At 39.4% G+C, this 20105-nt stretch carries 33 protein-coding genes; 3 read left to right on the top strand and 30 right to left on the bottom strand.

Features of this window, described 5'->3' with window-relative positions; all coding sequences use genetic code 11:
- Positions 1–36: 36 nt before the first annotated feature.
- Positions 37–621 carry a TIGR00730 family Rossman fold protein gene (locus AB3I72_RS07100; protein ID WP_002383869.1) on the bottom strand — a complete coding sequence of 195 codons (585 nt, stop codon included), beginning with the start codon at positions 619–621 and terminating at the stop codon, positions 37–39.
- A gap of 173 nt (positions 622–794) precedes the next feature.
- Between AB3I72_RS07100 and AB3I72_RS07095 the strand changes: the two genes are divergently transcribed.
- The 3 genes from AB3I72_RS07095 (at position 795) to AB3I72_RS07085 (ending at position 3175) form a co-directional block, all read left to right on the top strand.
- Positions 795–1286: a GNAT family N-acetyltransferase gene (locus AB3I72_RS07095; RefSeq protein WP_010816260.1), complete on the top strand. Its 492-nt coding sequence runs from the start codon at positions 795–797 to the stop codon at positions 1284–1286.
- Between the two features lie 90 nt (positions 1287–1376).
- Entirely contained in the window at positions 1377–2732 is a 1356-nt protein-coding gene (gene brnQ, locus AB3I72_RS07090; RefSeq protein WP_002361550.1) for a branched-chain amino acid transport system II carrier protein, read from the top strand.
- Between the two features lie 131 nt (positions 2733–2863).
- Positions 2864–3175 carry a heavy metal-binding domain-containing protein gene (locus AB3I72_RS07085; protein WP_002381365.1) on the top strand — a complete coding sequence of 104 codons (312 nt, stop codon included), beginning with the start codon at positions 2864–2866 and terminating at the stop codon, positions 3173–3175.
- Positions 3176–3225: 50 nt separating this feature from the next.
- Here AB3I72_RS07085 and truA read toward each other — a convergent pair whose 3' ends face one another.
- The 29 genes from truA to rpsC all read right to left on the bottom strand — a co-directional run bounded on the left by truA (position 3226) and on the right by rpsC (position 20056).
- Positions 3226–3975 (bottom strand): tRNA pseudouridine(38-40) synthase TruA, encoded by a 750-nt coding sequence (gene truA, locus AB3I72_RS07080; RefSeq protein WP_002356237.1) that lies wholly within the window; start codon positions 3973–3975, stop codon positions 3226–3228.
- A gap of 18 nt (positions 3976–3993) precedes the next feature.
- Positions 3994–4791, bottom strand: coding sequence for an energy-coupling factor transporter transmembrane protein EcfT (locus AB3I72_RS07075; protein WP_002373841.1), 798 nt, complete (start codon positions 4789–4791; stop codon positions 3994–3996).
- Positions 4788–5657: an energy-coupling factor ABC transporter ATP-binding protein gene (locus AB3I72_RS07070; RefSeq protein ID WP_002381364.1), complete on the bottom strand. Its 870-nt coding sequence runs from the start codon at positions 5655–5657 to the stop codon at positions 4788–4790. Before AB3I72_RS07070 ends, AB3I72_RS07075 begins: the two co-directional genes overlap by 4 nt.
- Entirely contained in the window at positions 5633–6472 is an 840-nt protein-coding gene (locus tag AB3I72_RS07065) for an energy-coupling factor ABC transporter ATP-binding protein (protein WP_002359354.1), read from the bottom strand. Before AB3I72_RS07065 ends, AB3I72_RS07070 begins: the two co-directional genes overlap by 25 nt.
- A gap of 201 nt (positions 6473–6673) precedes the next feature.
- Positions 6674–7849 carry an amidohydrolase gene (locus AB3I72_RS07060; RefSeq protein ID WP_202255907.1) on the bottom strand — a complete coding sequence of 392 codons (1176 nt, stop codon included), beginning with the start codon at positions 7847–7849 and terminating at the stop codon, positions 6674–6676.
- Between the two features lie 15 nt (positions 7850–7864).
- Positions 7865–9064: a DUF819 family protein gene (locus tag AB3I72_RS07055; RefSeq protein WP_002356229.1), complete on the bottom strand. Its 1200-nt coding sequence runs from the start codon at positions 9062–9064 to the stop codon at positions 7865–7867.
- Positions 9065–9080: 16 nt separating this feature from the next.
- On the bottom strand, positions 9081–9293 hold the full coding sequence (locus tag AB3I72_RS07050) for a hypothetical protein (RefSeq protein ID WP_368023752.1): 213 nt from the start codon (positions 9291–9293) through the stop codon (positions 9081–9083).
- A gap of 45 nt (positions 9294–9338) precedes the next feature.
- Complete coding sequence (rplQ, locus tag AB3I72_RS07045; protein WP_002356228.1) at positions 9339–9722, bottom strand: 50S ribosomal protein L17; 384 nt, start codon at positions 9720–9722, stop codon at positions 9339–9341.
- Positions 9723–9795: 73 nt separating this feature from the next.
- Positions 9796–10734 (bottom strand): DNA-directed RNA polymerase subunit alpha, encoded by a 939-nt coding sequence (locus tag AB3I72_RS07040; RefSeq protein WP_002356227.1) that lies wholly within the window; start codon positions 10732–10734, stop codon positions 9796–9798.
- Between the two features lie 80 nt (positions 10735–10814).
- Complete coding sequence (gene rpsK / locus AB3I72_RS07035; protein ID WP_002356226.1) at positions 10815–11204, bottom strand: 30S ribosomal protein S11; 390 nt, start codon at positions 11202–11204, stop codon at positions 10815–10817.
- Positions 11205–11231: 27 nt separating this feature from the next.
- The gene (gene rpsM / locus AB3I72_RS07030; RefSeq protein ID WP_002356225.1) at positions 11232–11597 is read right to left on the bottom strand and encodes a 30S ribosomal protein S13; all 366 of its coding nucleotides are present in this window, start codon (positions 11595–11597) and stop codon (positions 11232–11234) included.
- A 19-nt stretch (positions 11598–11616) separates the two neighbouring features.
- On the bottom strand, positions 11617–11733 hold the full coding sequence (rpmJ, locus tag AB3I72_RS07025; RefSeq protein WP_002288710.1) for a 50S ribosomal protein L36: 117 nt from the start codon (positions 11731–11733) through the stop codon (positions 11617–11619).
- Positions 11734–11765: 32 nt separating this feature from the next.
- The gene (gene infA, locus AB3I72_RS07020; protein ID WP_002356224.1) at positions 11766–11984 is read right to left on the bottom strand and encodes a translation initiation factor IF-1; all 219 of its coding nucleotides are present in this window, start codon (positions 11982–11984) and stop codon (positions 11766–11768) included.
- Positions 11985–12194: 210 nt separating this feature from the next.
- Positions 12195–12845 (bottom strand): adenylate kinase, encoded by a 651-nt coding sequence (locus AB3I72_RS07015; protein WP_002356223.1) that lies wholly within the window; start codon positions 12843–12845, stop codon positions 12195–12197.
- 86 nt (positions 12846–12931) lie between these two features.
- On the bottom strand, positions 12932–14230 hold the full coding sequence (gene secY / locus AB3I72_RS07010) for a preprotein translocase subunit SecY (RefSeq protein WP_002359350.1): 1299 nt from the start codon (positions 14228–14230) through the stop codon (positions 12932–12934).
- Positions 14231–14671 (bottom strand): 50S ribosomal protein L15, encoded by a 441-nt coding sequence (rplO, locus tag AB3I72_RS07005; RefSeq protein ID WP_002356221.1) that lies wholly within the window; start codon positions 14669–14671, stop codon positions 14231–14233.
- 47 nt (positions 14672–14718) lie between these two features.
- Entirely contained in the window at positions 14719–14898 is a 180-nt protein-coding gene (gene rpmD, locus AB3I72_RS07000) for a 50S ribosomal protein L30 (protein WP_002356220.1), read from the bottom strand.
- Positions 14899–14912: 14 nt separating this feature from the next.
- Positions 14913–15413 (bottom strand): 30S ribosomal protein S5, encoded by a 501-nt coding sequence (gene rpsE / locus AB3I72_RS06995; RefSeq protein WP_002356219.1) that lies wholly within the window; start codon positions 15411–15413, stop codon positions 14913–14915.
- 20 nt (positions 15414–15433) lie between these two features.
- Positions 15434–15790 (bottom strand): 50S ribosomal protein L18, encoded by a 357-nt coding sequence (gene rplR, locus AB3I72_RS06990; RefSeq protein WP_002356218.1) that lies wholly within the window; start codon positions 15788–15790, stop codon positions 15434–15436.
- Between the two features lie 160 nt (positions 15791–15950).
- Entirely contained in the window at positions 15951–16487 is a 537-nt protein-coding gene (gene rplF, locus AB3I72_RS06985) for a 50S ribosomal protein L6 (protein ID WP_002356217.1), read from the bottom strand.
- A gap of 31 nt (positions 16488–16518) precedes the next feature.
- A complete protein-coding gene (gene rpsH, locus AB3I72_RS06980; RefSeq protein WP_002356215.1) occupies positions 16519–16917 on the bottom strand; it encodes a 30S ribosomal protein S8 in 399 nt (132 codons plus the stop codon).
- 35 nt (positions 16918–16952) lie between these two features.
- On the bottom strand, positions 16953–17138 hold the full coding sequence (locus tag AB3I72_RS06975) for a type Z 30S ribosomal protein S14 (protein WP_002356214.1): 186 nt from the start codon (positions 17136–17138) through the stop codon (positions 16953–16955).
- 18 nt (positions 17139–17156) lie between these two features.
- Positions 17157–17696: a 50S ribosomal protein L5 gene (gene rplE / locus AB3I72_RS06970; RefSeq protein WP_002356213.1), complete on the bottom strand. Its 540-nt coding sequence runs from the start codon at positions 17694–17696 to the stop codon at positions 17157–17159.
- A gap of 25 nt (positions 17697–17721) precedes the next feature.
- Positions 17722–18033: a 50S ribosomal protein L24 gene (rplX, locus tag AB3I72_RS06965; RefSeq protein ID WP_002356212.1), complete on the bottom strand. Its 312-nt coding sequence runs from the start codon at positions 18031–18033 to the stop codon at positions 17722–17724.
- Positions 18034–18068: 35 nt separating this feature from the next.
- The gene (gene rplN, locus AB3I72_RS06960; RefSeq protein WP_002356211.1) at positions 18069–18437 is read right to left on the bottom strand and encodes a 50S ribosomal protein L14; all 369 of its coding nucleotides are present in this window, start codon (positions 18435–18437) and stop codon (positions 18069–18071) included.
- Positions 18438–18494: 57 nt separating this feature from the next.
- On the bottom strand, positions 18495–18761 hold the full coding sequence (gene rpsQ, locus AB3I72_RS06955; RefSeq protein ID WP_002359348.1) for a 30S ribosomal protein S17: 267 nt from the start codon (positions 18759–18761) through the stop codon (positions 18495–18497).
- 23 nt (positions 18762–18784) lie between these two features.
- Positions 18785–18973 carry a 50S ribosomal protein L29 gene (rpmC, locus tag AB3I72_RS06950; protein WP_002383858.1) on the bottom strand — a complete coding sequence of 63 codons (189 nt, stop codon included), beginning with the start codon at positions 18971–18973 and terminating at the stop codon, positions 18785–18787.
- Positions 18963–19397, bottom strand: a complete 435-nt coding sequence (gene rplP, locus AB3I72_RS06945) for a 50S ribosomal protein L16 (RefSeq protein ID WP_002356208.1) — start codon at positions 19395–19397, stop codon at positions 18963–18965. Before rplP ends, rpmC begins: the two co-directional genes overlap by 11 nt.
- 2 nt (positions 19398–19399) lie before the next feature.
- Positions 19400–20056 carry a 30S ribosomal protein S3 gene (rpsC, locus tag AB3I72_RS06940; RefSeq protein WP_002356207.1) on the bottom strand — a complete coding sequence of 219 codons (657 nt, stop codon included), beginning with the start codon at positions 20054–20056 and terminating at the stop codon, positions 19400–19402.
- Positions 20057–20105 lie beyond the last annotated feature (49 nt).

The following is a 20105-nucleotide window of genomic DNA, read 5'->3' as shown; positions in this document are numbered from 1 at the left end:
AGGCAGTCATTCTGGTTAGAGTGACTGCCTCTTTTGTTATTTTTTGTATTGACGAATCATTGGCGGTTCATAGGAATCAATAAATGCACCAATTTCTTCTAAGGAATCTGAAATGAAAATTTTAGCTCGATCCGCTTCTGTTAAGAAACTAGTTTCTACCATTTTATCAAAAAAGGCAGCTAATAAATCATAGTAACCATTCACGTTGTATAAAATACAAGGATTCATATGTTCACCGACTCGGCCCCAAGAGATCACCTCGCTAATTTCTTCTAGCGTGCCGGGACCACCGGGTAAAGCTAAATATACATCTGCCAATTCAATCATCTTTTTCTTACGCGCATGCATATCGCTAACTGTATGCATCTTTGTAATGCCATTATGTGCAATCTCCCGCTCCATTAAAAAAGTGGGCATAACACCAATTACCTCTCCACCTTCTGCTAAAAGCGTGTCAGCCACCGTACCCATTAGACCAACATTGCCACCGCCATAAACTAGATCATAGTGATTTTCTTTCATCCAAGCGGCTAACGCTACTGCAGCTTGCTGATAGATTGGCTCATTCCCCAGACTGGCGCCACAATATACTGCCATTTTTTTCACAAACATACCCTCCATTTAGATAGATTCTTTTTTACCATCTATCCTCTGGTAGCTATGGTAGCATATTTTGATTTTCTCGAAAAGGTGCAGCCATTTTTCTTTTCGTTTTAAAAGTATTTGAATTTTCAGACAATAAATGCTATAGTCTTTTTATATTTTAAAATTTCAGAAAAAGGAGCCCTATTATCTTGTCTACCTCACTCACTATTCGCTTAGTTGCCGAAGCCGATTGGCCCGCATTACATGCCTTGGACCAAATCATTTGGACAAAAAAGAATACCCCCGCCGAGATACAACCACTCTCGCTTGCGGCATATCAAGAAAAAATGAAAGATGAAACGATTTTTGTTGCCATCAGCGGACAACAACTCGCTGGATTTATTGAAGTCCATCCGCCCACTTCGTTAGTAGCTCATCAAAAACAATGGCTACTAAGTATTGGCGTTTCGCCAGATTTCCAAGGCCAAGGGATTGGTGGTTCTTTGTTGTCGTATGTCAAAGAGATGGCCCAGATAAGCGGGATTCATAAGCTGAGTTTGCGAGTAATGGCTACCAATCAAGAAGCCATTCGATTCTATGAAAAACATGGTTTTGTGCAGGAAGCACATTTTAAAGAAGAATTTTATATAAATGGACACTATTGTGATGATTATCAGTATGCTTATTTCATAGAAAAATAAGAAAACCAATGTTTTCTATAAAAACTGGTTGCTCTCTGTTTCTTCTTCTGTTATTTTAAATAATAAGACAATATTAAGGAGTGTGAATCTATGCAAAAAAAGTTAGTTTGGCGTGATTATCTATACGTTGGTTCAATGTTATTCGGTTTGTTTTTCGGTGCTGGAAATTTAATTTTCCCTGTACATATGGGACAAGAAGCGGGGGCTTCCGTCTTTTTAGCAAACTTGGGCTTCTTAGCCACTGGAATTGGCTTACCTTTTCTTGGTGTCATTGCTATGGGTGTTTCTAAAAGTTCAGGTGTTTTTGACTTAGCTTCTCGGATTAATCGTCGTTATGCTCTTATTTTTACCTTACTATTATATTTAACGATTGGTCCTTTCTTTGCTTTACCAAGGTTAGCAACTACTTCTTTTGAGATTGGTCTTGCACCATTTGTTCCTAAAGATTTGCAATGGCTGGTTCTTGCTGGCTTTTCCGCATTATTTTTCTTAGCTGTTTGGCTCTTCTCTAGAAAGCCAAGTAAAATCTTAGATTATGTGGGTAAATTTTTAAATCCGTTATTTTTAGCATTGCTAGGAATTTTGATTGTTTTAGCCTTTGTAAAACCATTAGGTCATGTGGCCAGTGCCGCTGTTGGTGAAAATTATATTTCAAGTCCTTTTTTTAAAGGATTTACAGAAGGTTATAATACGTTGGATGCTTTAGCTTCATTAGCTTTTGGGATTGTTGTCGTTTCCACTTTACGAAATATGGGCGTCGAAAAACCAGGAGATATCGCTAAAGGAATGATTAAATCAGGTGCTTTCAGTGTTGTATTGATGGGGATTATCTATACCTTACTTGCTTATATGGGAACAATGAGTATCGGGGCTTTTCCAATCAGTGAAAACGGCGGGATTGCCTTAGCCCAAATTGCTAATTACTATTTAGGCCTACCAGGGAGTATTTTACTGGCTTTTATCGTAGTTCTTGCTTGTTTAAAAACCGGTATCGGCTTAAGCACAGCCTTTTCTGAGACTTTTGAAGAAATGTTTCCGAAAGTTTCCTATCAAAAATTCTTGGCAATTGTTGTTATTTTACCAGCTATTTTTGCAAATGTCGGCTTAACCAACATCATTCAATTTGCCGTTCCAGTCTTGATGTTCCTTTATCCATTGGCGATTACTTTAATGCTTTTGGTAATCATCAGTCCTATTTTCAAACATCGACGGGAAGTCTATCAAGCAACGACCTATATCACATTGATTGCTGCTGTTTTAGATGCATTAAATAGCGCGCCTGCCTTTATCAAAGATACGGCGTTTGTAACAACGCTTTTAGAAAAAGCCGGCCAATACTTACCATTGTTCACTATTGGCATGGGCTGGGTCGTTCCAGCAACAGTTGCTTTTCTAATTAGTTGGGTTTGGGTCATGATTTCTAAAAAAGATCCTATCCTTGATTAATTCTTACCAAAACGGCACTAGAAAAATGTGGAAGCGCATCTTTTCTAGTGTCGTTTTTATGTATATTCGTTGTATCAAACTCTTGACTATGGTAAATTGAAGTTACCAACAAGTACTGGAGGAAATTGCCCATGTTAGTTACAACAACCGAGAGAATTAGCGGTCAAGAATATGAAATTATTGGAGAAGTTTTCGGGTTAACCACACGTTCTAAAAATATGTTTAAAGATTTAGGTGCTGGACTAAAAAGCGTAGTTGGCGGTGAAATCAAAGGTTACACTGATATGCAACGAGAAGCACGCGACCAAGCAATCGAACGTTTAAAAGCAGAAGCCTCTAAATTAGGTGCAGATGCCGTTGTGATGATGCGTTTTGATTCTGGCACAATTGGCACAGACATGCAATCTGTCGTGGCTTACGGAACAGCTGTTAAATACATCTAAATTTTGCAACTAAAAAGACGCAGACCTTTTCTTGTAAGGTCTGCGTCTTTTTAGTTTTCATATTTCACTTCTGCTAAATACAATCCTTCTGGATGAGCAGTCGGACCTGCTAAATTTCGATCTTTGGCTGCGATAATTGCTGGAATCGCGGTTGGTTCCAGCCGTCCATTGCCGATTTTCAATAGCGTACCAACTAAAATCCGAATCATTTTGTACAAGAAACCATCGCCCCGAAAAGTGAATGTTAATTCATCCCCCGTTTCATTGACATGAACACTGGCTTCATGAATAGTTCGGACTTTATCTTCTACTGAACTTCCTGAGGCACAGAAAGAGGTAAAATCATGGGTACCTAATAAATCAGGTAAAGCTTGTTGGATTTTTTCGAGATCAATGGGATACGGAAAATAACTGGCATAAAAACGTCGAAATGGACTTCGCGGTTTGCCAATATCCACTTTAAATTGATAGGTTTTTTCGATCACGTGATAACGTGCATGAAAGTCTTCTGAAACACGTTCCACGCTGCGCACAGCAATGTCTTCGGGTGTTTGTGTATCTAACGCAAAGCGCATTTTTTCCAACGGACGTTCCTGCGGATAATCAAAGTGAATCACTTGGCCCATTGCATGAACACCTGCATCTGTTCGTCCTGAACCAAAAACCGTTACGGAGTGTCCGTTATTCATGCGTGCTAACGTTTTTTCTATTTCTTCTTGAACGGTACGCTCATTAGGCTGCTTTTGAAAGCCATGAAAATGAGTGCCATCATAGGCAATGATTGCTTTATAGCGGGGCATAATTTTTCTTCACCTTTTCTAAGTTCTTAATACAAATAAGCCAATGGTTAACAAGACAAAGCCAAACATTACTATTGTATCTCGTAGGTGCCAATGAAGAATGCGGTATTTCGTCCGTCCTTCACCGCCTTGATAACCTCTTGCTTCCATGGCAGTCGCTAAGTCTTCCGCACGATTAAAACTACTTACGAAAAGCGGAATCAAAAGTGGAACAATAGCTTTCATTTTTTGAAGTAAGTTTCCTTCACCAAAATCAACACCACGGGCACGTTGGGCATTCATAATCTTTTCCGTTTCATCCATTAATGTTGGGACAAAACGTAAGGCAATTGATAACATCAATGAAACTTCATGAACTGGAAATTTCACCACACGAAGTGGGCGTAACAAATATTCAATCGCATCTGATAACTCTAATGGTGCCGTCGTTAAAGTTAATAACGTTGACATGAAAATAATTAAAACAAAACGACAGAAAATAAATAGCCCATTCGTCACACCAAACTGGGTAATGGAAATAATTCCCCACTGAAAGTACACCTCTCCCCCTTGTGTAAACAAGGTTTGAAGAGCCACAGTAAACAGAATTAGCCATAATAATGGCCGAACACCGCGGATAAAGAAGCGGGCGCTGATTTTTGATAATGAAATAGCAAAAGCAGTAAAGGCTGCTATTAAAACATAACTCTGCCAATTATTTGCTAAAAAGATAATTCCAATAAAATAAAAACTAGCTAATAACTTTGCGCGCGGATCTAAACGATGGATAAAAGAATCACCTGGAATATAGCGCCCAAAAATCAATTTATTCATCATTTTGCCTCACCTGCTTCCTGCATTTTTTTCAGAAGCTGATCGGCTAATTGATCGGCCGTTAATGGTAATTGCTCAAAAGAAAAGCCTTTTGCCACTAATTTTTCAGCAAATTCGGCTGCAGTTGGCACGCCTAATTGTTTTTCTTTCAGCCATTGTGTCTCTTGAAACACTTCTTGTGGTGCTCCCGCTCGGACGATTTGTCCTTTTTCTAAAACAATCACATGATCTGCGTAATTAGCCACGTCATCCATCAAATGTGTCACTAAAACGATGGTCATATTATGTTCCTTATGCAGACGACTAAACATCTCCATCATTTCTTTACGACCCTTAGGATCCAAACCAGCGGTCGGTTCGTCTAATACTAAGACTTCTGGTTCCATCGCTAGCACACCAGCAATTGCGACACGGCGCATTTGACCACCTGATAACTCAAACGGAGAATGTTGTAAGTATTTTTCATCTAAGCCGACTAAATCAAGCATTTTCTTAGCTAATTTTTTCGCTTCTTCGTCTGAAACACCAAAATTTTTCGGTCCGAAAGCGATGTCTCGCTCCACTGTTTCTTCAAACAATTGTGCTTCTGGAAATTGAAAAACGATCCCAACTTTTTTACGAATTGGTTTTAAATTCTTATTATCAGTTTCTGGCGTAATTACACGCTCTCCAATTGTCACTTGGCCTTTAGTTGGTTTCACCAAAGCATTCAAATGTTGTAATAACGTTGATTTGCCACTGCCAGTATGTCCGACAATCGCTGTATAAGAGCCGTCTTGAATCGTTAAATTAATATCGAATAATGCCCGTTGCTCAAAAGGAGTATTGGGTTGGTAAGTAAAATCTACTTGTTTAAAACGGATGTCCATAACCAATCCACCATCCCTTCTTCTGTTAAATAATTCGTTGGCACAACAACGCCACGCTCTTTCAAAGCTACTTTTAATTTTTCAGGAAACGGTAAATCCAAGCCCATTTCAACAAGCGCTTCTCCTGCAGAAAAAATCTTTTCTGGTGTTCCTTCGTTTGTCAATTGTCCTTGGCGCATCACTAAAATACGATTCGCATTAGCCGCTTCATCAATATCGTGGGTAATAGAAATAACTGTTAAATTGCTTTCCTCTTTAATCTTTTGAATGGTAGCAATCACTTCTGCACGACCTTCTGGATCTAACATACTTGTCGCTTCGTCTAAAATAATAATATCTGGTCGCAAAGCAACCACACCAGCGATAGCTACTCGTTGTTTTTGGCCGCCAGATAGCCGAGCAGGTTCTCGCTTGGCAAAATCTAACATACGAACCCGTTCTAATGCATCGTGAACACGTTCGACCATTTCATCACGCGGAATACCTTGATTTTCTAAACCAAAAGCCACATCGTCTTCGACTGTTGAACCGACAAATTGGTTATCTGGATTCTGAAAGACCATTCCTACCATACGCCGGATATCCCAGACGTTTGCTTCATTTAATTCTTTGCCGCCAACTTTGATAGTCCCAGCAGCTGGCAGTAACAGACCATTGATCGTTTTGGCTAACGTTGATTTACCAGAACCATTATGGCCAATAATAGCGACCCATTCGCCTTGTTGAATGGAAAAAGACACATCTTTTAAAGCGGGAGAAGCATCTTCTGGTTGATAATTAAATTGGATATTATTTAGTTCAATGATTGGTTGCATCGCGTACTCCCTCAATCTATTTATTCTTTCTAACACTACCAAAAAAGTAGCGTTTTTTCAATCATCTGTTCTGATTCTTCACACTATTTTTTATTATACCAAAAGAACGGTCATTATGGGAGCTCTTATCTGTCTTGACAGGTCTATTTTTCATAAAAATAACTTCTTGTTCTCATAAAACAAGAAGTTACTGATTTTCTTTTAAAAATGCGTCTTCAAATATTCAAACGCATATTGGGCATATAATTCAGCACCCATTGCCATCGCATCTTCATCAATATTGAAACGACCATGGTGATGTGCCCATTCCGTATCTTTCTCTGGATTACCACTTCCCACTAAGGCAAAACAACCAGAAGCATGTTCAGTATAATAACTGAAGTCTTCACCACCGGTTGTCGGCTCTTCTTGTCTTAAGGCCGCTTCACCAAAATTTTCCTTAATTAGTGTTTGAGCAAACAAGGCATCTTGCTCATCATTAATCACTGGCAACGTTCCATATTGATAATCTAACGAAGCCGTCCCACCGTAAATAGCGGCTGTTTGTTCCGCATAGCGTTGCAGCGCCTGTTCTACCCGATTACGCGTTGCTACACTAAAGCAACGAACCGTTCCTTCTAAACGTGCATTCTCAGCAATCACATTAAAACGGGTCCCCACATCCATCCGTCCAATCGTGACAACTACTGGATCTAAAGGATCTGTCTCCCGAGAAACAATCGTTTGCAGATTCATCACGAAAGAAGAAGCTATGACTGCCGCATCAATACAAGCGTTTGGCATGGCACCATGGCCACCACGTCCTTTAAAATCAACAGAAAAAATATCTGCGGATGCGAAACTTGAGCCCACTCGACACGAAGCGGTTCCTACAGGCATTTGTGACCAGATATGTAAGCCAAATACATCATCAACACCGGTCATTGCGCCTTGCGCAACCATTGCTTTAGCACCTTGCGCATTCTCTTCAGATGGTTGAAAAATTAACCGTACCGTTCCCTGAAGTTCTTCTTGGATTTCTTTTAATACTTTAGCCGCTGTTACTAACATCGCGGTATGGGAATCATGCCCACATGCATGCATCTTGCCAGCTTCTAAAGATTTATAAGCTAAATCTTCATTTAATTCCTGTACAGGTAAGGCATCCATATCAGCCCGCAGCGCAACCACTCGGCCTGGTTTGCCACCCACAATTTCAGCAATTAAACCCGTCGGTTCTGTTTTGCGATAAGTAATTCCTAATTGATCAAGAACTTCCGCGACTTTTTCTGTCGTTCGAAATTCTTCAAATTGTAATTCTGGATGTTGGTGTAAATCCCGTCGAAAAGCAATCATTTCTTGTGCATGCTGCTTGACTAGTGCTTTGATTTTTTTCATACTTACGCCCCGTTTCTACAAACTTAATAAAATACTTGAAAAAATACCCGCTAAAATAACCGAAACAATGGTGACTGTTACGAAACCTGCCACTAACATCGGTGGCATTAAATGGCTCGTTAAAGCCGCCTGTTCTTGTTCATCTTCTGTCAATGATTGAATCACTTCATTAGTAATAATATAATCGGCTGGAAAGCCATATAAAGCTGTCAACGAAACAGCGAATGCCATCTCTTTACTCACACCTAATACACGACCAACAATTGCTGAAAAGATGTACATCCCGATAACACCAATCACAATAATCCCAATCATTGGTAAAAATAAATCCATCAACATTTCAGGTGTGGCTTGTTTTAAGCCATCAAAGACAAAAAGCATTAACCCTAAAATCGCAAAACCAAAGCTATTTGCTTTCTGCAATGGTTGCTTTTCTAAAAAGCCTAAAGACGTTGCAATCACGCCAAAACATAAACACAGCACAAAAGGACTAATCGTCACAAACGGTGCCGTCCACACAGAAACATAATAAGCGAGTGTGGCAACTAAGGCTAAACGTAAAATTCGTGAATAATCTGTATGATATCGTTTGGGTACTTTTTCAAATAGTTTAGGCACATCTGGTTCTGCTCCTGTTTCTTGCCCCTCTTGTTCATGAACCGGCTGCCATGTCCCTGCTCGATATTCTTGAAGCTTCCGCTTTCCTTCTTTTTTTAGAACAATTGAAGTTAAGGGATAACCTGCAAACCCTTGAATGACATAAATTAAAATTGCCAAAACTGAAAGTGAGGCTAAACCAGCTGATTGAGCCGCTTCTGACATTACTAATGAAGAAACTAAACCTCCTACTAACGGCGGGATTGCAACTAAAACTGTTTTTAAGTCAAAAACAAAAGTCCCTACAGCTAATAACAAGGCAATAATGCCCAGAATACCTGACAAAGCAATCACAATCGTTTTCCATTGATTAACCAATTCTTTAACAGAGAGCAGAGTGCCCATATTAGTAATCAACAGATACATTAATAAAGTGGCAACCACTGTAGGAATCCCTGCCACTTCCACAATATTTTGTGGAAAAATAGTCCAATAACCAAGAATAAATAAAACACCACAAACAAAAACAGATGGAATCCAAGCTTTTGTTTTGATAGAAACTACATCACCAATGTATAAAATAACCATCAGTAACGAAAAAGCAAACATTTGCGACATATAATTCCCCCTTCTACTAACTCAGATATTTAATTATCTGAAAATTCCAATTAATAACCAGTATAACAAACCGGAAAAGCTTCCGCAATGCTTTTATGAAACAAAAAAGCTTTGAGAAAACAGCGTTTTCCCAAAGCAAAAAAAAATCACCTTTATATGATGAGTGCTCCCCTGCTAAAGCCATCTTTAGCAGGGAAAGCAGAGCTAGACTCGGAGTCGCCTCCAACATCATAACACTCTAAAAGAAACATCTATAAAGTGATCGGTTTATTAATTATTTAACAAATTCGATAACTACCATTGGTGCTGCATCGCCGCGTCTTGGTTCTGTCTTCAAGATACGAGTGTAACCACCTTGGCGTTCCGCGAAACGAGGTCCTAAATCGTTAAATAGCTTTTGTAAAGCTGATTCAACAACGATAGACTCATCTTCTTCACGAACACTAGCAACTTCATTACGAACGAAAGTAGCTGCTTGACGACGTGCATGAAGATCTCCACGTTTACCTAAAGTAATCATTTTTTCTACAGTTGAACGTACTTCTTTCGCACGAGCTTCAGTAGTTACGATGCGTTCGTTGATGATTAAATCAGTTGTAATATCACGTAGCATAGCTTTACGTTGGCTTGATGTGCGTCCTAATTTACGGTAACTCACGTTGGGTTCCCTCCTTCGTTTCTGTTCTCACGAGCCACTGCTGTTAAGCAGGACTGGAAACTTCGTAAAAGTCTTAATCGTCCTTACGTAATCCTAATCCTAGATCATGCAATTTAAGTTTTACTTCTTCAAGAGATTTACGACCTAAATTACGTACTTTAATCATTTCTGGTTCAGATTTGTTTGTAAGTTCTTGTACAGTATTAATGCCTGCACGTTTTAAACAGTTATATGAACGAACTGATAAATCAAGTTCTTCAATCGTCATTTCTAGCATTTTCTCTTTTTGAGTTTCTTCTTTTTCCACCATGATTTCAGCGTTTTTCGCTTCGTCAGTAAGGTTTACAAAGATATCTAAATGCTCAGTCATGATTTTCGCAGCTAAACTTAGTGCTTCTTGAGGAATGATTGAACCATCTGTCCATATTTCCATTGTTAATTTGTCGAAATCATCACGACGACCAACACGTGTATTTTCTACTTGGTAGTTAACACGACGAACGGGTGTGTAGATGGAATCAACTGGAAGTACACCGATTGGCATATCTTCTTTTTTGTTTTCGTCTGCTTGAACATAGCCACGACCAGGTTTCACTGTTAAGCGAGCATGGAAAGTAGCTCCTTCAGCAACACTACAGATAACTAAATCTTTATTTAGGATCTCAACATCACTGTCCACGATAATATCGCCGGCAGTCACGGTAGCGGGTCCTGTAATATCGATCTCAAGGGTTTTCTCTTCTTCAGCATATAATTTCAATGCTAAGCCTTTAATATTCAAAATAATTTGTGTTACGTCTTCTCGTACACCTGGAATGGTTGAGAATTCGTGTAAAACACCATCGATTTGAATATTCGTAATTGCAGCTCCTGGTAAAGAAGACAATAAAATACGACGTAGAGAGTTACCTAAAGTAGTTCCGTAACCGCGTTCTAATGGTTCAACGACGAACTTACCATAATCTCTATTTTCATCAATTTTTTCGATTCTTGGTTTTTCAAATTCAATCATTCTTATCTATACCCCTTTCAAAACGAAAAGTGTCTTGTTCAATGACGTTCCTAATTCAAACTCAGAATGAGTGGCGCTCATTAAACACGACGGCGTTTTGGAGGGCGGCATCCATTATGAGGAACTGGAGTCACGTCACGAATTGCAGTCACTTCTAAACCTGTTGCTTGTAATGAACGAATTGCTGCTTCACGTCCAGAACCAGGTCCTTTAACTGTTACGTCTACAGTTTTAAGTCCATGTTCCATTGCCACTTTAGTTGCGGCTTCTGCAGCCATTTGAGCGGCAAAAGGAGTTGATTTTTTGCTTCCTTTAAAGCCTAATGATCCTGCTGATGACCATGCTAATGCATTACCATGTGTATCAGTAATCATTACGATTGTATTGTTGAATGTAGAATGGATATGTGCTACACCTGATTCTATATTCTTTTTGACACGGCGTTTACGACTAACTTTTTTTGCTGCCATGAAGTTCTAACCTCCTTCACTTAGGAATTATTTTTTCTTGCCTGCTACTGTTTTAGTAGGGCCTTTACGAGTACGTGCATTATTTTTCGTGTTTTGTCCACGAGTTGGTAATCCACGACGGTGACGGATTCCACGGTATGAACCGATTTCCATCAAGCGTTTGATGTTTAAGTTCACTTCACGACGAAGATCCCCTTCAACTTTTAACTTATCAATTTCCGCACGAATCGCATCTGTTTGTTCGTTTGTTAAATCACGTACACGAACATCTTCAGATACGCCAACGTTTGCTAAAACTTTTTTAGCTGTAGTGTTACCAATACCATAAATGTAAGTAAGAGAAACTACTACACGTTTGTCACGAGGGATGTCTACTCCTGCAATACGAGCCATTATTCGTTACACCTCCTAATTATCCTTGACGTTGTTTATGTTTTGGATTTGCTGGGCAAATAACCATAACACGTCCTTTACGGCGAATTACTTTACAATGTTCACACATTGGTTTTACTGATGGTCTTACTTTCATGATAATACCTCCTGTGGTTTTACGGAGTACAATTATTTAAAGCGATAAGTAATACGGCCACGCGTTAAATCATACGGTGATAATTCAACTGTTACTTTGTCACCAGGTAAGATACGGATGTAGTGCATACGGATTTTACCTGAAACAGTAGCAAGAACTTGGTGTCCATTTTCTAGTTCGACTTTAAACATTGCATTCGGCAAAGTTTCGACGACTGTACCTTCGACTTCAATCATATCTTCTTTTGCCACGCACAGTACCTCCTTGTACTTGTTTCGCGTTTTCACACGATAAAACGGCGGAAACTCCAGCTCCCACCTAGAAATTCTCAACTAACTTCGTTATTCATTTTGATGTCACAAAACTGTAGAAGTCGGACTGATATATTCTACCATATTTAGTTATGTTTTGGCAAGAGAAACTGAATACAACAACAGGGTTAAACTGCGGGCAATTGGAAATTAGTTTTCGTCAATGATTTTTTTCACATCAGAAAAAACAGTATCGATTTCGCGATTGCCATCGATTGTATGCATCAAGCCTTGTTCTTTATAGAAAGCTAAGATTGGTGCGCTACTTTCAATGTTGACTGCCAAACGATTTTTAACCGTTTCGGGCTTATCATCTTCTCTTTGGTAGAATTCATGTCCGCCACAGCGATCACAAGTGCCTTCAACTTTTGGCGGGTTGAATAATTTATGATACGTTGCGCCACATGTGCGACAGATGAATCGTCCAGCTAAACGCTCGATTAATACATCTTCTTCTACATGGATGTCAATGACAGCATCAATTTTTTTGTTTAATTCTTTAAGCATTGTATCTAATGCTTTTGCTTGATCCAGTGTACGTGGGAAACCATCTAATAGGAATCCTTTGTCTGTGTCTGGTTCAGCAAGGCGTTCTTTAACAATTCCGTTTGTTACTTCGTCAGGAACCAGTTCACCTTTATCGATATAAGATTTCGCTTCTAGGCCCAAGGCAGTTTCATTTTTCATTGCTGCACGGAACATATCTCCAGTAGAAATATGTGGAATGCCATACGTATCAATGATTTTTTCTGCTTGGGTGCCTTTACCTGCTCCAGGTAATCCCATTAAAATGAGGTTCATATATTCTCCTCCTAATTTTAAAGACCGGCTTATGAAGCTAGCCATATGTGAGAATGGTGCTGAGGTAAAACCTCAACACTCGATTCTTACTTATTGATAAAGCCGACATATTGACGTTTCATCATTAATCCTTCTAATTGTTTCGTTGTTTCTAATGCAACCCCGATAACGATTAGTAAACTTGTTCCACCTAAACCGATTGATTGAGGTAAGTTCCAAACCATTTGCGCAATGATTGGAAGTAAAGCAACAAGTCCTAGGAAAATTGAGCCGACAACACTTAATCTCATTAACACGCCAGATACATATTCTTCTGTACCTTTACCTGGTCGCACGCTTGGAATGTAGCTTCCTTGTTTTTGTAAGTTTTCCGCTAATTTCTCAGGGTTTACTTGAACAAATGCATAGAAGAACGTAAACGCAACGATTAGGACAGTATAGATGATTGCCCCTGGAACTGTGTTATAACTGAAGATTTTTGTCATAATGTCATACCAATTTTCACCAGCGAATTTTGATGAGAAAGCTTGTAAAATGGCATTTGGTGTTGCAATTAACGAGCTGGCAAAGATAACTGGAATAACCCCAGCAGCATTTACTTTTAACGGTAAATAACTACTTGTTGGTGCACCAGAAACACGTTTTGTATATTGGATTGGAATCTTACGTTCTGCTTGTTGGAAGAACGTTACGACTGTAACAATCACCAAAATAGCAATAACTAAGATTGCAATGAAAATAACAGATTGCCAAATACGAGAAGACTCGATATTGACGAAGTAATCTTCATAGATTTCTTTGACTGCTCCTGGCAAACGAGAAATAATCCCGGCAAAGATAATCATTGAAACACCATTTCCGATTCCTTTTTCTGTAATTTGTTCACCCATCCAAGTCACAAACATCGTCCCAGCAGTTAAAATAACCGCAATCATCACAAAGGTACCTAAGGTTGGATTGTTGACAATCCCAGTTTGACTTAAGCTATTAAAACCAGCAGTGATCCCCATTGACTGAGCCACACCCAAGACAATCGTTAGATATCTTGTTGCTTGATTTAATTTCTTACGCCCAACTTCCCCTTGTTTTGACCATTCTACAAATCTAGGTACAATATCCATTTGCAATAGTTGAATAATAATAGAGGCTGTAATGTATGGCGAAACCCCCATCGAGAAGATAGAGAAGTTTTGCATGGCACTACCACTCACCATATTCAACATATTCAAAAAGGGTAAGCTACTTAAATCAGACAATCCCTTTGCATTCACCCCGGGCACAGTAATGTGCGCACCTAGGCGAAATACAAACAAGATTAAAACTGTAAATAAGATTTTTGATCTAATGTCTTTGACTTTAAAGGCGTTCTTTAATAGCTTGAACAATTAGATCACCTCGATTGAACCACCAGCAGCTTCGATAGCTTCTTGTGCTGATTTCGAGAATTTAGCTGCTTTCACAGTTAATTTTTTCGTTAACTCACCATCTGCAAGAACTTTGATTCCCGCTTTTTCGTTTTTAACGATTCCTGCTTCTTTTAGGACAACAGGAGTTACTTCTGTTCCATCTTCAAAACGGTTTAAAGTATCTAAGTTTACAACAGCGTAATCTTTACGATTAATGTTTGTAAACCCACGTTTTGGTAAACGACGGAATAATGGAGTTTGACCCCCTTCAAATCCTAAACGAACACCACCGCCTGAACGAGCTTTTTGCCCTTTTTGTCCACGGCCAGCTGTTTTACCATTACCAGATGAAGTACCACGTCCAACACGGTTACGTACTTGGCGTGAGCCCTCAGCAGGTTTTAATTCATGAAGTTTCATAGGTTTGGCACCTCCTTAAGCAATCTTCTATTACAAATCTATAAATCTTAAACTTCTTCTACGTCCACTAAATGTGAAATAGTGTTAACCATACCTTTGATTGCTTCATTGGCAGGTTTTGTAACAGTACTATTCACTTTACCTAAACCTAACGCTTTAACTGTAGCACGTTGGTTTTGAGGACGTCCGATAACACTGCGTTTTAAAGTAATTTTTAATTCAGCCATTATTTTTGTCCTCCTTAACCGATAATTTCTTCTACAGATTTACCGCGAAGTGCTGCCACTTCTTCGGCACGTTTTAATTGTTTTAGACCTTCAACAGTTGCGCGAACAACGTTAATAGGTGTGTTTGAACCTAGTGATTTAGATGTAATATCTGCTACACCAGCTAATTCCAATACGGCACGAACTGGTCCACCAGCAGCTACCCCAGAACCTTCTACTGCAGGTTTCATAAGGATACGGCCGCCACCGAATACGCCAATTACTTCGTGCGGGATAGTAGAACCAACCATAGGCACTTCAACTAAGTTTTTCTTCGCGTCTTCGATTGCTTTACGGATAGCTTCAGGTACTTCTTGTGCTTTACCAGTACCGAAACCAACGTGTCCGTTTTTGTCACCGACAACAACTAAAGCTGCGAAACGTAAACGACGTCCACCTTTAACAACTTTTGTTACACGGTTGATCGCTACAACGCGGTCTTCTAATTCCAAATGTTTTGGATCAATATAAACCATGAATGGTGTTCCTCCTTCTCCTAAAATTCTAGTCCATTTTCACGAGCAGCTTCAGCTAAAGCTTGCACGCGGCCATGGTAAAGGTATCCACCACGGTCGAAGACTACTTTTTTGATGCCTTTTTCAGCGGCACGTTCAGCAACTAGTTTACCAACAGCTGCAGCTGTTTCTGTTTTTGTTCCACCTGAAATTTCTTTATCCAAGGCAGAGGCACTTGCTAGCGTCACACCCGCTACGTCATCAATGACTTGCGCGTAGATGTTTTTGTTAGAACGGAAAATGTTCAAGCGTGGGCACTCAGCAGTACCAGAGATTTTGTTACGTACACGACGATGTCTCTTTTGACGTGTTTTGTTTTTATCTGGTTTTGTAATCACAATTTTCACCTCTTTGATTTAATGTTTACTACTAATATTTCAAGCAGTCAGCAGATTACGGAAAAGAGAAGCTGGCAGACAAGACAAAAGCATTTTATTGGAAAAATCCCATAAAATGACAGTTGCTTGTTGTTGACTTCTGTTTTCTACACAGCTGTTATTATTTACCAGTTTTACCTTCTTTACGGCGTACAAATTCACCAACATAGCGAATCCCTTTGCCTTTATAAGGTTCTGGAGGACGAACGCCACGGATGTTAGCAGCTAATTCACCAACAACTTCTTTGTTGATGCCTTTAACGATAACTTGTGTGTTCGCAGGTACTTCAAATGTTACGCCTTCTGGTGCTGTCATTTCGACAGGATGAGAATAACCAACGTTTAAAGTTAATTTGTTGCCTTGTACTTGGGCACGGTATCCGACCCCGATAAGTTCAAGTGCTTTTTGGAAACCTTCAGAAACACCAACAACCATGTTGTTGAAGTTTGCACGAGTTGTTCCGTGGATTGTTTTCATTTCTTTTGAATCGTTTGGACGAGTGAATGTCACTTCGTTTCCTTCGATGTTCATTTTGATATCAGAAGAAAATTCGCGTGTTAATTCACCTTTAGGTCCTTTAACTGTAATGTTGTTTCCGTCTTGCTTGATTTCAACACCAGCAGGAAGAACAACAACTTTATTACCAATACGGCTCACTTAGAGACACCTCCTTGTGTATTTTTTAGAATTACCATACGTAGGCGATTACTTCGCCGCCGATATTTTTCGCTCTAGCTTCTTTGTCAGTAATTACACCCTCTGATGTAGAGATGATTGCAATTCCTAGACCGTTTAATACTTTTGGTACTTCGTCAGCTTTTACGTATGCACGTAAACCTGGTTTAGAAATACGTTTTAAGTTTGTGATAACACGTTCTTCGTTTTTACCATATTTTAGGAAAACACGGATTACGCCTTGTTTGTCATCTTCGATGTATTCTACGTCGCGGATAAATCCTTCACGTTTCAGGATTTCTGCGATATCACGTTTGATTTTTGAAGCAGGTACTTCTAAAGTTTCATGTTTAACCATGTTCGCATTACGAATGCGAGTTAGAAAATCTGCAATTGGATCTGTCATGACCATTGAACTATTTACCTCCTTTATGCGAGTTTACTTGTTTACCAGCTAGCTTTCTTCACGCCGGGAATTTGACCTTTATAGGCAAGTTCGCGGAAGCAAATACGGCAAAGATGAAATTTACGATAAACTGAATGTGGACGTCCACAACGTTCACAACGAGTATAAGCTTGTGTTGAATGTTTAGCAGGACGTTTGTTTTTAGCAATCATTGATTTTTTAGCCACGTAGTTCGCCTCCTTATATTATTTTTGGAATGGCATACCTAATTGTGCCAACAATTCGCGAGACTCTTCGTCAGTGTTCGCTGTTGTAACAATTACGATGTCCATACCGCGTACTTTATCTACTAAATCATAATCAACTTCTGGGAAGATTAATTGTTCTTTAATACCTAAAGTATAGTTACCACGACCATCGAAAGCTTTTTTGCTGACACCGTGGAAGTCACGTACACGAGGTAAAGAAACTGTTACTAATTTATCTAAAAATTCGTACATTCTTTCGCCGCGTAGCGTTACTTTCGCACCGATTGGCATTCCTTCACGTAAACGGAATCCAGCGATAGATTTTTTAGCTTTTGTGATAAGTGGTTTTTGACCAGTGATTAATGCTAATTCTTCAACAGCTTTGTCTAAGTTTTTAGCATTTGATACTGCATCACCCACACCCATGTTGATAACGATTTTATCAACTTTAGGTGTTTGCATAACTGAGCTGTAATTAAATTTTTCCACCAATGATGGTGTTACTTCTTTAATATATTTTTCTTTCAGGCGGTTCATTCAGTAAGCCCTCCTTCCGCAATTTTTATTTATCTAAAACTTCACCTGTTTTTTTAGAAACGCGGACTTTTTTGCCGTCGACTTCTTTAAACGCAACTTTAGTAGCTTCTCCGTTTGAAGGATCAATCACCATTACATTAGAAACATGAATTGGCGCTTCCACTTCAAGGATTCCACCTTGTGGGGCTGCTTGGTTTGGTTTTTGGTGTTTTTTAACGACGTTGACACCTTCAACGATAACTTTATCTTGTTTAGGAAACGCTGCTAAGACAACGCCTTCTTTGTTTTTATCTTTACCAGTGATAACTTTTACTTTATCGCCTTTTTTAACAAACATTACTGTTTCGCACCTCCTTTAACGTGGGCTCGAGATTATAATACTTCTGGTGCTAGAGAAACGATCTTCATGAAGTTGTTTTCACGTAATTCACGTGCAACTGGTCCGAAGATACGTGTTCCGCGTGGGCTTTTATCGTCACGGATAATTACCGCAGCATTTTCATCAAATTTGATGTAAGAACCGTCAGCACGACGAGCGCCAGATTTTGTACGAACGATAACGGCTTTAACTACTTCACCTTTTTTAACAACCCCACCTGGCGTTGCTTGTTTGACAGTAGCAACAATAACGTCACCGATGTTAGCAGTTTTACGACCAGATCCGCCTAGGACTTTGATCGTTAAAATTTCACGTGCGCCAGAATTGTCAGCGACTCTTAAACGACTTTCTTGTTGGATCACGATGTGTATCCCCCTTTCAGATTTTGTGCTTCAATCTATTAGGAAATTCTCGTTTTATTAGATAATAACTGCTTCTTCGACTACCTCTAGTAAACGGAAACGTTTTGTAGCTGATAATGGACGAGTTTCCATGATTTTTACGATGTCTCCAACTTTCGCTGTGTTGTTTTCATCATGCGCTTTATATTTTTTAGAATATTTCATACGTTTGCCATAGATAGGGTGGTTTTTCTTTGTTTCAACGACAACTGTGATTGTTTTATCCATTTTGTCTGATACCACGCGACCTTGGTAAACTTTACGTTGATTTCTTTCTTCAGTCATACGCGTTTGGCCTCCTTCCACTATTAGTTAGCTTGTTCACGCAATACTGTTTTGATGCGTGCAATCGATTGACGTACTTCTTTAATACGTGCAGTGTTTTCTAATTGACCTGTTGCTAATTGGAATCTTAAGTTGAACAATTCTTCTTTTAATTGTTTTTCTTTATCTAGCATTTCGGCAGTGGTTAATTCTCTGATTTCTTTAACCTTCATTCGATTCACCACCCATTTCCTCACGTTTTACGATCTTAGTTTTTACCGGCAATTTGTGAGATGCAAGACGAAGAGCTTCACGAGCTACTTCTTCAGGAACGCCTGCGATTTCAAACATGATTTTACCACGTTTAACTGGTGATACCCAGCCTTCTGGTGCCCCTTTACCTTTACCCATACGTACGCCGATAGCTTTACTTGTGTAAGACTTGTGAGGGAAAATTTTAATCCATACTTTCCCGCCACGTTTCATGTAACGAGTCATTGCAATACGGGCTGCTTCGATTTGACGGTTAGTAATCCAGTGAGATTCAGTTGCTTGTAAACCCCATTCACCAAATGCTACTTCTTTTCCGCCTTTAGCTTCACCGCGCATTTTTCCGCGGAATTCACGACGGTGTTTTACACGTTTAGGTACTAACATGATTATTTCCCTCCTTTCTCAGTGTTTTTTTTCGTTGGAAGAATTTCTCCACGATAGATCCACACTTTAACTCCTAGTTTTCCGTAAGTAGTGTCCGCTTCTTCCCATGCGTAATCAATGTCCGCACGTAATGTATGAAGTGGTACAGTTCCTTCAGAGTATCCTTCTGAACGAGCGATATCCGCACCGTTTAGACGACCTGATACTTGAGTTTTGATTCCTTTAGCGCCAGCACGCATTGCGCGTTGGATGGCTTGTTTTTGAGCACGACGGAAAGCAACACGGTTTTCTAATTGACGTGCAATTCCTTCGCCTACTAATTTTGCATCTAAATCTGGTTTTTTGATTTCAACGATGTTGATGTGAACTCGTTTGCCAGTTAATTTGTTTAATTCTTTTCTTAGGTTTTCGACTTCAGATCCGCCTTTACCGATAACCATACCTGGTTTAGCTGTGTGAATTGAAATGTTAACACGGTTTGCAGCGCGTTCGATTTCAATTGTAGATACAGCAGCATCAGCAAGTTTTGTTGCGATAAATTTACGGATTCTTAAATCTTCGTGTAAGAATTCAGCATACTCTTTTTCAGCATACCATTTCGCATCCCAGTCGCGGATGATGCCTACACGCATTCCAATTGGATGTACTTTTTGACCCACTGATTGTCCCTCCTCTTAAATGTTTAAGCTCTGTTTTCATAAAGAAAAC

Source organism: Enterococcus sp. GC34, from assembly GCF_040886645.1.
Lineage (GTDB): Bacteria > Bacillota > Bacilli > Lactobacillales > Enterococcaceae > Enterococcus > Enterococcus faecalis.
This window is presented reverse-complemented; position numbering and strand designations above follow the sequence as displayed.

Coding starts and splice junctions, on each gene's coding strand:
- AB3I72_RS07015 (WP_002356223.1), bottom strand. CDS start 12,845: ATGAACCTCATTTTAATGGGATTACCTGGAGCAGGTAAAGGCACCCAA.
- AB3I72_RS07075 (WP_002373841.1), bottom strand. CDS start 4,791: ATGATGAATAAATTGATTTTTGGGCGCTATATTCCAGGTGATTCTTTT.
- rpsK (WP_002356226.1), bottom strand. CDS start 11,204: ATGGCAGCAAAAAAAGTTAGTCGTAAACGCCGTGTCAAAAAGAATATA.
- brnQ (WP_002361550.1), top strand. CDS start 1,377: ATGCAAAAAAAGTTAGTTTGGCGTGATTATCTATACGTTGGTTCAATG.
- rplP (WP_002356208.1), bottom strand. CDS start 19,397: ATGTTAGTACCTAAACGTGTAAAACACCGTCGTGAATTCCGCGGAAAA.
- AB3I72_RS07065 (WP_002359354.1), bottom strand. CDS start 6,472: ATGCAACCAATCATTGAACTAAATAATATCCAATTTAATTATCAACCA.
- AB3I72_RS07070 (WP_002381364.1), bottom strand. CDS start 5,657: ATGGACATCCGTTTTAAACAAGTAGATTTTACTTACCAACCCAATACT.
- AB3I72_RS07085 (WP_002381365.1), top strand. CDS start 2,864: ATGTTAGTTACAACAACCGAGAGAATTAGCGGTCAAGAATATGAAATT.
- AB3I72_RS07040 (WP_002356227.1), bottom strand. CDS start 10,734: ATGATTGAATTTGAAAAACCAAGAATCGAAAAAATTGATGAAAATAGA.
- rpsM (WP_002356225.1), bottom strand. CDS start 11,597: ATGGCTCGTATTGCAGGAGTAGACATCCCTCGTGACAAACGTGTAGTA.
- truA (WP_002356237.1), bottom strand. CDS start 3,975: ATGCCCCGCTATAAAGCAATCATTGCCTATGATGGCACTCATTTTCAT.
- rpsE (WP_002356219.1), bottom strand. CDS start 15,413: ATGGTTTATATTGATCCAAAACATTTGGAATTAGAAGACCGCGTTGTA.
- rpmD (WP_002356220.1), bottom strand. CDS start 14,898: ATGGCTGAATTAAAAATTACTTTAAAACGCAGTGTTATCGGACGTCCT.
- rplO (WP_002356221.1), bottom strand. CDS start 14,671: ATGAAACTTCATGAATTAAAACCTGCTGAGGGCTCACGCCAAGTACGT.
- rpsQ (WP_002359348.1), bottom strand. CDS start 18,761: ATGACTGAAGAAAGAAATCAACGTAAAGTTTACCAAGGTCGCGTGGTA.
- AB3I72_RS07060 (WP_202255907.1), bottom strand. CDS start 7,849: ATGAAAAAAATCAAAGCACTAGTCAAGCAGCATGCACAAGAAATGATT.
- rpmC (WP_002383858.1), bottom strand. CDS start 18,973: ATGAAGGTTAAAGAAATCAGAGAATTAACCACTGCCGAAATGCTAGAT.
- AB3I72_RS07050 (WP_368023752.1), bottom strand. CDS start 9,293: ATGTTGGAGGCGACTCCGAGTCTAGCTCTGCTTTCCCTGCTAAAGATG.
- rplX (WP_002356212.1), bottom strand. CDS start 18,033: ATGTTTGTTAAAAAAGGCGATAAAGTAAAAGTTATCACTGGTAAAGAT.
- AB3I72_RS07055 (WP_002356229.1), bottom strand. CDS start 9,064: ATGTCGCAAATGTTTGCTTTTTCGTTACTGATGGTTATTTTATACATT.
- rplE (WP_002356213.1), bottom strand. CDS start 17,696: ATGAACCGCCTGAAAGAAAAATATATTAAAGAAGTAACACCATCATTG.
- AB3I72_RS07100 (WP_002383869.1), bottom strand. CDS start 621: ATGGAGGGTATGTTTGTGAAAAAAATGGCAGTATATTGTGGCGCCAGT.
- rpsH (WP_002356215.1), bottom strand. CDS start 16,917: ATGGTCATGACAGATCCAATTGCAGATTTTCTAACTCGCATTCGTAAT.
- rpmJ (WP_002288710.1), bottom strand. CDS start 11,733: ATGAAAGTAAGACCATCAGTAAAACCAATGTGTGAACATTGTAAAGTA.